Raw genomic sequence first — 2,097 nt, 5'->3', positions numbered from 1 at the left:
GGTGAAATAGAGCCGGATAGCGGATCTTTCAAATGGGGTGTTACGACTTCTCAGGCATACTTCCCTAAAGATAACGCTGAATTCTTCGATGGTGTTGATTTAACTCTTGTCGATTGGCTGCGTCAATATTCTCCTAATGATCAGAGCGAAAGCTTCCTTCGCGGCTTCCTAGGCAGAATGTTATTCTCTGGTGATGAAGTTACGAAAAAGGCTAGTGTTCTTTCAGGTGGCGAAAAAGTCCGCTGCATGCTTTCTAAAATGATGCTAAGCGGTTCAAACGTTCTAATGCTTGACGAACCGACTAACCATCTTGACTTAGAGTCAATTACGGCATTGAATAATGGATTAATCAGCTTTAAAGGGTCTATGATTTTCTCTTCTCATGATCATCAATTTATTCAAACGGTAGCAAACCGAATTATTGAACTTACACCAAAAGGTACTATCGATAAGCAAATTAGTTACGATGAGTACCTTGAAGATACTCAATTGCAAAAACAAGTTGCTGAAATGTACAAATAATAGATTAATGAAAGCAGCACATCCTTTTATAATGGATGTGCTGTTTTCATTTCCTCAGTTCCCCAACCATACAGTTCTTTTTTATCCTCCGTATAGAAGATAAAAAACAATCTTCGATAATTATCTATAAATAGTAATCTTTTCCTTTTAGCACTGAATAATATTGAGAAGTAAAAGGTATATTGTTAAGAAAGGAGTGAGTTAAATTGGATGAGATTTCAGTAAAAAATGCTTTTGAGGAGACAGGCTATCTTTTTTTATATGATAAATTCAGTTATCAATTTTATGTAACCGGAATATTTGACCTAGTGGATCAACAAGCTATTATTGTTGATTTTTTAAATTCCTATAGCTTTGATGATAAATGTTCACTCTTTTTTGACGATTTTTCGTTTTTCTTTAATTGTTTTCATTATTCCTATCAAAAACAGAAGTGGTCAACTTTCCTAAAACCCGAATATGATGAACATATTTGCTGAAATCAAAAAACCGGGTTATAGACCCGGCCATATAATTAACATTTTAAAAAAAGATAGGAGATGGGGGAGTAATGATAGGCTTATCCGTAGCCGCCAAAAGCAGGACCAATTAATAGGCCCGCAGGCAAACCTCCTAACAGTCCGCAAACATAAAGTCGCCCAAAACCAATGCTGAAGCCCCCTGGTTCGAAAATAGTGATTGTTAAAGAAATTGACACTATAGCTCTTACCAGTATTCAGCTAATAATTAAATTTGAAGTGAATTATCTTTTTTAAACTTTTCTTTACTTTCTTCATATTGTGATACATTTTTAGTGTTGGGAACAAACAGACTTAATACCAAAGAAAGTGTAAGCCCTCCCATCATGAATCCTCCAAATACCCAATGCGATGGGCCAAATGAATCTACCATTGTTGTCCATAACATAGGACCAAAACCTACTATAGCTGCGGCCATTTGATAGCCGAAAGATAGCCCAGTATAACGAACTTTAGCTGGAAAGAGTTCAGAGAACAATGTTCCTTGTGTAGCGAAAATTGCCGCCCAAATTATACCGAGCATGGCAGCTTGCATATAGTACAACCAAGTCGCTCCTTGTTCAATCATGAAAAAGTAAGGAATTGCAAGAAGAAACATAAGTACCAATCCACTAATATAGATAACTTTCCTACCGATAAAGTCAGAAATATATCCAACCACTGGAATCGTAATAATCATCGTAGCACAGCCAATTGTTAGAGCCGTTAAGGCTATTTCGTTTGAATAACCTAAATAGGTAGTAGTATAGACAAGTACAAAAGACATAAGAAATACATTGAAGAACCCATCTCCAATTTTGAGTCCAATCACATGAAAGAGGCTTTTACGATGATTGCGGAATGTTTCTACAATAGGAACTTTCGCAATTTCTCCGCTTTCCTTCTGTTGTTGGAAAGCCGAAGTTTCCTCTATCCCCCCTCTGATCCAAAGAGCCAAAACGATTAGAACAGCACTAAATAGGAAAGGAATCCGCCAACCCCAGGCTAAAAACTGGGCATCGGTAGTCAAGTAGGCTATAAGCGTAAGACTGAAAGAACCCGCTACCAAACCTAATGG

At 37.1% G+C, this 2,097-nt stretch carries 4 protein-coding genes; 2 read left to right on the top strand and 2 right to left on the bottom strand.

Annotation, left to right across the window (positions count from 1 at the left end; all coding sequences use genetic code 11):
* Both AC1DUW_RS26750 and AC1DUW_RS26745 read left to right on the top strand, forming a co-directional pair.
* The coding region (locus tag AC1DUW_RS26750; protein WP_477643921.1) for an ATP-binding cassette domain-containing protein at window positions 1-522 on the top strand (522 nt) is incomplete at its 5' end.
* Between the two features lie 206 nt (window positions 523-728).
* Complete coding sequence (locus AC1DUW_RS26745; protein ID WP_053346541.1) at window positions 729-1,001, top strand: hypothetical protein; 273 nt, start codon at window positions 729-731, stop codon at window positions 999-1,001.
* Window positions 1,002-1,081: 80 nt separating this feature from the next.
* Here the strand turns inward: AC1DUW_RS26745 and AC1DUW_RS26740 are convergent, their stop codons facing one another.
* Together AC1DUW_RS26740 and AC1DUW_RS26735 are read right to left on the bottom strand one after the other, a co-directional pair.
* Window positions 1,082-1,219: a hypothetical protein gene (locus AC1DUW_RS26740; protein ID WP_477643920.1), complete on the bottom strand. Its 138-nt coding sequence runs from the start codon at window positions 1,217-1,219 to the stop codon at window positions 1,082-1,084.
* A gap of 29 nt (window positions 1,220-1,248) precedes the next feature.
* The coding region (locus AC1DUW_RS26735) for an MFS transporter (protein WP_477643919.1) at window positions 1,249-2,097 on the bottom strand (849 nt) is incomplete at its 5' end.

This window comes from Peribacillus sp. P4_C12 (assembly GCF_056402095.1).
Note: the sequence above shows the minus strand (reverse complement) of the source record. Positions and strands in the feature narration are given on the sequence as shown.